Genomic DNA, 8,356 nt, shown 5'->3' on the forward strand with positions numbered 1-8,356 from the left:
TCATTATCGAGCATTTTATTCATTAAGATACTAATGTGACTTAAAGCACGTCAAATTAACCTTGCTGAGAAATCTTCGCCCAAGTGTCACGTAAGCCCACAGTACGGTTAAACACAAGTTTATCCGCTGTTGAAAGCTTATCGGCACAAAAGTAGCCTTCACGCTCAAATTGATACGCTTTTTCGATAGCGGCATCTTTTAAGCTACGTTCAACAAAACCGTTACGAATAACTAATGATTCAGGGTTGATTGTTGATAAGAAATCTTCTTCTGCGCCTGGATTTGGTACGCTAAACAGACGGTCATAAAGGCGGATTTCAGCTGGAATAGCGTGTGGGATGCTTACCCAGTGAATAACGCCTTTTACTTTACGTCCATCAGCAGGATCTTTATTTAAAGTTTCTGCATCATAAGAACAGTAAATGGTCGTAATTTCGCCTTGTTCGTCTTTTTCAACTCGCTCTGCTTTAATAACATAAGCATTACGTAAACGGACTTCTTTACCAAGTACCAGACGTTTATATTGACGGTTTGCTTCTTCTTTAAAGTCAGCGCGATCAATATAGATCTCGCGGCTAAATGGTACTTCACGCGTTCCCATTTCTGGTTTGTTCGGGTGATTTGGAGCAACAAGAATTTCTTCGCCTTCAGGCATATTTTCAATCACTAAACGAACCGGATCAATAACCGCCATTGCGCGTGGTGCATTTTCATTTAAATCATCACGAATACAAGATTCTAAAGCTGCCATTTCGACGTTATTTTCTTGTTTCGTTACACCAATACGTAAACAGAATTCACGGATAGATTCTGCAGTATAACCACGACGACGTAAGCCTGAAATGGTTGGCATACGAGGATCATCCCAACCATTCACAATATTTTCTGTCACAAGCTGATTCAGCTTACGTTTTGACATCACTGTGTATTCAAGGTTAAGACGTGAGAATTCATATTGGCGAGGATGACAAGGGATAGTGATATTATCCAGCACCCAATCATATAAACGGCGGTTATCTTGGAATTCTAAAGTACATAAAGAATGTGTGATATTTTCCAGTGCATCAGAAATGCAGTGGGTAAAATCATACATAGGATAAATGCACCATTTATTTCCAGTTTGGTGGTGTTCAGCGAATTTAATACGATAAAGCACAGGATCACGCATAACAATAAACGGTGATGCCATATCAATTTTCGCACGTAAACACGCTTTACCTTCTTCAAAGCCACCAGCACGCATTTTTTCAAATAGTGCTAAGTTCTCTTCTACGCTACGTGAGCGATAAGGACTATTTTTACCTGGCTCTTTTAATGTACCGCGGTATTCACGAATTTCTTCAGCGCTTAACTCATCAACATAAGCTAAGCCTTTATTAATCAGCTCAATCGCATATTGATAAAGTTGATCAAAATAATCTGAGGAGTAATGAATGCTACCTTCCCATTGGAAACCTAACCACTGAACATCTTTTTGAATTGAGTTGATATACTCAATATCTTCTTTTACTGGATTGGTATCATCAAAACGTAGATTACATTTTCCCTGATAATCTTTAGCAATACCAAAATTCAGGCAAATTGATTTCGCATGGCCAATATGAAGATAGCCATTAGGTTCAGGTGGGAAACGCGTATGAACGCTATCATGTTTCCCGGTAGCCAGATCTTCGTCAATAATTTGACGAATAAAGTTCGTTGGGCGGGCATCTGCCTCATTCATGGTCATTTTTTCCTCAAAGCAAAACGCATAATTAACCCACTATAATCCAATAAGCAGGTTTCATAAATACCTTAGCTAAATACACCCCTGAGATATTTATCAAAATAGAGATAAAAAAACGGGAAGTTCGAAAGACTCCCCGTTTTATCGTCTTATTTAACCATCTCTTTATAGAGGATTAAATATCTATATAGAAATTATTTTAGCACGTTGTAGATAACCGTTTTATTTCCGACCACAACACCTGTGGCTTGTTCGGCAATCTTATCAAAATCATCGATATTGCTAACAATGACAGGGCTTATCATCGATTTGGCATTCGCGTTTAAGTATTCAAGATCTAATTCTAAGATAGGTTGACCAACTGTAACGTCTGCACCTTCTTCAATTAAACGTTTGAAGCCTTTTCCACCTAACGCAACAGTATCAATCCCCATATGCACGATAATTTCAACACCATTATCCGTTTCAATACAAAATGCGTGGTTTGTATCAAAAATCTTAACAACAGTCCCTGTCGCAGGCGCCATTACAATGTTAGAAGTGGGTTTGATTGCGATACCATCACCAACAACCCCACTGGAGAATGCTTCATCAGGCACTTCTTTCAATGCCACGACTTCACCATCAAAAGGTGCAATCATTTTTAGTAGCACTGTCGCATTTGTATTGGCTTGTTTTACAGGCGCTTTTTCAGTAGTGACTGTTGAAACGGCTGGCGCTTCATAAGCGGGTACAGGGCCTTGTGTCAATACATCACGCATCGCATTAGCAACTAATTCAGCACGCGTACCCACAATCACTTGAACGCTTTGTTTATTTAAGCGAATAACACCTGATGCGCCTAAACGTTTTGCATAGGCATCATTAACAACCGTGGCATCTTTTACATTTAAACGTAAACGGGTAATACAAGCATCAATCCCCGTTAAGTTATCAGAGCCACCGATAGCCGCGATATATTGACGAGCTTCTTGCTGAAGACCTTCTTTACTATTTGCTGACGCTGTTTTGATATCTTCATCATAACCATCAGCCGTTTCATCACCAATCACATCATCTTCACGACCAGGTGTTTTCAGGTTGAATTTAGTGATAGTGAAACGGAAAATACCGTAGTAAATGAAGAAGAACACAATACCTTGGACAATCAGCATGTACCAGTGCACAGCAAGTGGGTTACGAGATGATAAGAACATATCCACTAAACCGGCACTAAAGCCGAATCCTGAAATCCACTCCATACTGGCTGCAATATAAACAGAAATTGCCATTAAGAATGCGTGAATAACATAAAGCACGGGTGCCACGAACATAAAGGAGAATTCAAGTGGTTCAGTAATACCTGTGAAGAAGGCAGCAAATGCACCAGCAATCATGATACCCGCAACTTTTGCTTTGTTCTCTTTACGTGCGCAGTGGTAAATCGCAAGAGCCGCACCCGGTAAACCAAACATCATCACTGGGAAGAAGCCAGCTTGATAACGACCTGTAACCCCCACAGTTGCTAAACCAGAATCGATAGCTTGCTGACCTGCAAGGAAGTTAGGAATATCGTTAATACCAGCAACGTCAAACCAGAATACAGAGTTCAACGCATGGTGTAAGCCAACTGGAATTAATAAACGGTTAAAGAATGCATAGATACCCGCACCTAATGCCCCCATATCTTTAATGCTTTCGCCAAAGCTGACTAATCCGCCATAAATCACAGGCCAGATATACATCAAAATAAAGGCGACGATGATCATTAAAAATGAGGTTAGGATTGGCACTAAACGACGCCCACTAAAGAATGACAGTGCACGAGGCAGTTCAACGCTACTAAAGCGGTTATAAAGCTCCGCAGAAAGTACACCAACCAAGATCCCAACAAACTGGTTATTTATTTTACCAAAAGCAACTGGAACCTCTTCTAAAGGTAGGCCTTTGATCATTGATACTGCGGCTGGAGAACAAAGTGTTGTCACGACTAAGAACCCAACAAATCCTGTTAAAGCGGCAGCACCGTCTTTGTCTTTTGACATACCATAAGCAACACCAATGGCAAACAAGACTGACATATTATCGATAATGGCAGCACCAGATTTGATAAGTAAGGCAGCAAGCGCGTTATCACCACCCCAGCCTACTGGGTCAATCCAGTAGCCAATCCCCATCAGAATTGCTGCTGCAGGTAATGTAGCAACAGGCACCATCAGCGCCCGCCCTATCTTCTGCAGATAACTTAAAATATTCACAAACTCCCCCTTGGATAGCCCCTATGCGGGATCTTATTTATACTCATTCATATTTAATAATAAATTGATGAGCTAATTATTTAATTCCATTTTTTAGTCTAAAAAATTTTATTTCGTTATCGCAAATTAATTAGTCATAATTTGTGATTGAAGTCACCAATGTCGTATAATTTAGCTGAAATGCTGGCTAAGTCAGAAAGCTTATTTTATGATTAAAAATATCTTTTGGCGGGACATTTCGATCATCAGCTAAAAATGAAAAGAAATTCGTGTTATAGATGAGCTACTGATAATTACACGATGAAATAACACGTTACAGAGTTATCAGATTTGTCTTTTTTCTATGAGGTTACTATGAGGTTAATCCCCCTATCTACGGCAAAACAAGTTGGTAAGTGGTCTGCAAATTATATCGTTGAGAAGATCAACGCATTTAATCCAACTGCAGAGCATCCTTTCGTACTTGGTTTACCGACTGGCGGCACGCCATTGGCGACATATAAAGAGTTAATTGAATTACATCGCGCAGGAAAAGTCAGCTTCCAACACGTTGTAACGTTCAATATGGATGAATATGTTGGTATTCCATCTGATCATTCACAAAGTTATCGTACTTTTATGTATGAAAATTTCTTTAATCATATTGATATTAAAGATGAAAATATCAATTTATTAAATGGTAATGCAGAAGATCCACAAGCAGAATGCGAACGTTATGAGGCGAAAATTAAGTCTTATGGCAAAATCAATTTGTTTATGGGTGGTGTAGGTAACGACGGTCATATTGCATTTAATGAGCCTGCGTCATCACTCTCTTCACGCACTCGCATGAAAACGCTAACGGAAGATACACGCTTAGCAAATTCACGTTTCTTCGACAATAATGTTAATCATGTTCCTAAATATGCACTAACCGTTGGTGTAGGCACATTATTAGATGCTGAAGAATTAATGATTTTGGCAACAGGCTTTAATAAGGCGCAAGCAGTACATGCCGCAACAGAAGGCGCGGTTAACCATTTATGGACGATTTCTTGTGTTCAACTTCACCCTAAAGCAATTTTAGTATGTGATGATCCTGCAACAATGGAATTACGAGTAAAAACATTGCGTTATTTCCAACAGATTGAAGCGCAAGAGTGTCAGAAATACCAAGACTAAGTTTAGTAAATTAAGTACCTACTAATTAAGTAGCGGAAAAGGCTAAGCTCTCTTACTTATCAGCCAGAATTTGCTGGCTGATATCGGCTTTTTAGATTGACTTCCCTTATCAGGAGACAAAGGTATGTTTGCCTTAACAAATGCTGTTATTTATACAGGTTACGACCGTTTAGAAAACCACGCCATTATTATTAACGGCTCCCGTATTGAGCAGGTTTGCCCACAGGATCAACTGCCAAAAGACATCACTGTTCGTGATATGAAAGGTGCAATTGTCTCTCCCGGTTTTATCGATTTACAGGTTAATGGTTGTGGTGGTGTGCAATTTAATGACACACCTGAAAATGTCACCGCTGAAACGTTAGAAATTATGCAAAAAGCGAATGAACGTTTAGGTTGCACTAGCTATTTACCAACATTAATTACCTGTTCTGATGAATTGATGAAAATAGGCATTGAAGCAACTCGTGCTTATATGAAAAAACATAAAAATAAAGTGTTGGGATTACACTTAGAAGGCCCTTATATCAATATAATTAAAAAAGGGACTCATGATCCACAATTCATTCGTCAGCCAAGTGCCGAGATGATTAGCTATTTATGCGATAATGCCGATGTCATCGCTAAAATCACCTTAGCACCAGAAATGGTTGATGAAAAATATGTTCGTCAATTAATCAAAGCAGGTATCATTGTTTCTGCGGGTCATTCAAATTCGACTTATGAAGAAGCACGGAAAGGATTTCGTAATGGTATCTCATTATCGACTCACCTTTACAATGCAATGCCTTATATTACAGGTCGAGGTCCAGGGCTTGTGGGTGCCATTTATGATACACCTGAGGTATATGCTGGTATCATTGCCGATGGTTTACACGTTTCATGGGCAAATATTCGTAACAGTAAGCGTTTAAAAGGTGAAAAACTACTTTTAGTCACAGACGCAACTGCGCCAGCGGGACTTGATCCTAATAAAAATGAGATGGATAGCTTCGTTTTTGCAGGTAAAACCATATATTATCGTAATGGTCTTTGTGTCGATGCAGATGGCACATTAAGTGGATCATCACTAACCATGATTGGTGCAATTAAAAATAGCGTGATCCATGTTGGTATTCCATTAGATGAAACATTGCGGATGGCAACACTTTATCCTGCTCGAGCAATTGGAATGGAAAAAGAATTGGGAACAATTGAAGCGGGAAAAACTGCTAACCTCGCTTCTTTTGATAAGGACTTCAACCTTTGTACAACATTTGTCAATGGTATTGAAATAACTGAATAACTAATGGATGTGTATGCTGATGAGTCATAACAACACTGAAACGCAAATTGGCAATATCGATCTTGTTAAACAACTTAACAGTGCAATTGTGTATCGACTGATTGATCAACACGGGCCAATTTCCCGTATCCAAATAGCCGAACAAAGCCAACTAGCGCCCGCCAGTGTGACTAAAATTACTCGTCAGCTGCTTGAACGAGGCTTAATCAAAGAGGTTGATCAACAGGCATCAACGGGTGGGCGTCGCGCAATTTCTATTGTAGTTGAACACCGCAATTTTAATACCGTTAGTGTGCGATTGGGTCGTAATGATGCCACCGTTGCTCTTTACGATCTGAGTGGTAAGGTTATCATTGAACAACACTACCCTTTAGAGCAAAGTACTCAAAATGAAGTTGAGACGATACTTATCAATGCAATTGATGATTTTATTAAACAAAATCAACGCCGCATCCGTGAGCTTATTTCAATTTCTGTGATCTTACCCGGTCTTGTTGATCCCAATAAAGGCATTGTTCGTTATATGCCGCATATGAAAGTAGATAATTGGGCTCTGGTAAATAGCTTAGAAAAACGCTTTAATCTGCCTTGTTATGCTGGGCATGATATTCGAAGCCTTGCACTCGCTGAAAATTATTTTGGTGCGACACGAGATTGTGAAGACTCGCTACTAGTCCGTATTCATCGTGGTGCAGGTGCGGGTGTTATTATTAATAATAAAATTCTGCTCAACCAACGTGGTAACTTAGGAGAGATTGGTCATATTCAAATCGATCCTTTAGGTGAACGTTGCCATTGTGGTAATTTTGGTTGTTTAGAAACAATTGCATCCAATACAGCCATCGAAGCTAAAGTGCGCTATCAATTAGAGCAAGGTTATCCTAGCCAGTATTTATCGCCAACACAGTGCCAAATCCAAGATATTTGTCGAGCAGCCGTTAAGAATGATCCGCTAGCAGTCGAAACCATTAAACAAGTGGGTTTACACTTAGGTAAAGCTATTGCAATCGCCATTAACCTGTTTAATCCACAAAAAGTGGTGTTAGCGGGCGAATTGACGGAAGCCGCTGAAATCTTGCTACCCTCAATTCAAAGTTGCATTAATACACAAGTATTAAAAGAATTCAGAGAAGAGCTTCCTATTGTCACATCGGAGCTTGATCATCGTTCTGCCATAGGGGCTTTTGCCTTGACTAAACGTGCAATGCTGAACGGAGAATTACTACAATACCTCTTAGAAAAGTAATGTATTGTTGAAAAATTATACTTTTTTGAGTTGAATATAGACTTTTCTGACCTTCATTATAAAATCAACTTAAAATTCAATCAGTCATATCCAAAGAAAAAGAAATGTAGCGTGAATTTTCACCTCATTTCTTTTTTTATGTTCACTGTTCTTCGTTTTTTCTCTCTTTAACTTAATATCACTTCTCTTACTGCTTTGTTTTTTCTTTTTATTCACCCCCTATTCTTTGAGATATTTTTCATCAATAAGGTTGTTTTTTGGATCTTTTTTTCGACAAAATGATTAACCATCGAGCAAACGGACACGTTTCTCGAAAATTAATGCAAAAAGCAGTTGACGGATTTGTCTGTAATACGCATAATGCGCCCCGCAACGCCGACGAAGGTTATGCAAAAAAAGATGGCTATGTAGCTCAGCTGGTTAGAGCACAACACTCATAATGTTGGGGTCACAGGTTCGAATCCCGTCATAGCCACCATCTTTTTGCGGGAGTGGCGAAATTGGTAGACGCACCAGATTTAGGTTCTGGCGCCGCAAGGTGTGCGAGTTCAAGTCTCGCCTCCCGCACCATTTTAACCTCGTCAAAAATTTATCAGTTGGGATATCGCCAAGCGGTAAGGCACCAGGTTTTGATCCTGGCATTCCCAGGTTCGAATCCTGGTACCCCAGCCATCTTTCGAAAGAAAGATAGCTAGCTAGAT

The 8,356-nt window shown here is 39.5% G+C and carries 5 protein-coding genes and 3 tRNA genes; 6 read left to right on the plus strand and 2 right to left on the minus strand.

Annotated elements, in window-relative coordinates; translation table 11 throughout:
* Positions 1–55: 55 nt before the first annotated feature.
* Positions 56–1,723 carry a glutamine--tRNA ligase gene (gene glnS / locus BHE89_RS04930; protein ID WP_069370074.1) on the minus strand — a complete coding sequence of 556 codons (1,668 nt, stop codon included), beginning with the start codon at positions 1,721–1,723 and terminating at the stop codon, positions 56–58.
* A 197-nt stretch (positions 1,724–1,920) separates the two neighbouring features.
* On the minus strand, positions 1,921–3,963 hold the full coding sequence (gene nagE / locus BHE89_RS04935) for an N-acetylglucosamine-specific PTS transporter subunit IIBC (protein ID WP_069370073.1): 2,043 nt from the start codon (positions 3,961–3,963) through the stop codon (positions 1,921–1,923).
* Positions 3,964–4,317: 354 nt separating this feature from the next.
* Here nagE and nagB point away from each other — a divergent pair, with 354 nt between their 5' ends.
* From nagB to BHE89_RS04965, 6 genes are all read left to right on the plus strand, one after another.
* Positions 4,318–5,124 (plus strand): glucosamine-6-phosphate deaminase, encoded by an 807-nt coding sequence (nagB, locus tag BHE89_RS04940; protein WP_069370072.1) that lies wholly within the window; start codon positions 4,318–4,320, stop codon positions 5,122–5,124.
* 124 nt (positions 5,125–5,248) lie between these two features.
* Positions 5,249–6,409 (plus strand): N-acetylglucosamine-6-phosphate deacetylase, encoded by a 1,161-nt coding sequence (nagA, locus tag BHE89_RS04945; protein ID WP_069370071.1) that lies wholly within the window; start codon positions 5,249–5,251, stop codon positions 6,407–6,409.
* 13 nt (positions 6,410–6,422) lie between these two features.
* Complete coding sequence (gene nagC, locus BHE89_RS04950) at positions 6,423–7,655, plus strand: DNA-binding transcriptional regulator NagC (protein ID WP_077885177.1); 1,233 nt, start codon at positions 6,423–6,425, stop codon at positions 7,653–7,655.
* Between the two features lie 401 nt (positions 7,656–8,056).
* Positions 8,057–8,133 (plus strand) — tRNA-Met (locus tag BHE89_RS04955).
* A gap of 7 nt (positions 8,134–8,140) precedes the next feature.
* Positions 8,141–8,225: transfer RNA gene (locus tag BHE89_RS04960), tRNA-Leu, on the plus strand.
* Positions 8,226–8,252: 27 nt separating this feature from the next.
* A tRNA-Gln gene (locus tag BHE89_RS04965) sits at positions 8,253–8,327 on the plus strand.
* Positions 8,328–8,356 lie beyond the last annotated feature (29 nt).

The organism is Shigella sp. FC1967 (assembly GCF_001743005.1).
In the GTDB taxonomy this organism is placed as follows: Bacteria; Pseudomonadota; Gammaproteobacteria; order Enterobacterales; family Enterobacteriaceae; genus Proteus.